The following is a 399-nucleotide window of genomic DNA, read 5'->3' as shown; positions in this document are numbered from 1 at the left end:
GCCGCCGGCCAGGGCCAGCGAGCACTCGCCGGACCGCAGCGCCCGTACCGCGAGGTGCAGCGCCACCAGCGAGGACGAGCACGCCGTGTCCACGGTGACGGCGGGACCTTCCAGCCCGAAGAAGTAGGCCAGGCGTCCGGAGACGATGCTTCCCGAGTTGCCGGTGCCGAGGAATCCCTCGACGTCCTCGGGGATGTGGGGCAGCAGCCGGGCGGCGTAGTCCTGCTGCATCAGGCCGACGTACGTGCCGACCGCGGCGCCGCGCAGGGCGGCCGGGTCGATGGCGGCGCGCTCGAAGAGCTCCCAGGTGGTTTCCAGCAGCAGCCGCTGCTGCGGGTCCATCGCCAGGGCCTCGCGCGGCGAGATGCCGAAGAACTCCGCGTCGAACTCGGCCGCGTC

The 399-nt window shown here is 72.9% G+C and carries 1 protein-coding gene; it reads right to left on the bottom strand.

From position 1 onward, the window contains the following. The coding region (locus tag ADK60_RS25210; protein WP_159400574.1) for a beta-ketoacyl [acyl carrier protein] synthase domain-containing protein at positions 1-399 on the bottom strand (399 nt) is incomplete at both ends.

It is taken from the genome of Streptomyces sp. XY431 (assembly GCF_001279805.1).
In the GTDB taxonomy this organism is placed as follows: Bacteria; Actinomycetota; Actinomycetes; order Streptomycetales; family Streptomycetaceae; genus Kitasatospora; species Kitasatospora purpeofusca.
Note: the sequence above shows the minus strand (reverse complement) of the source record. Positions and strands in the feature narration are given on the sequence as shown.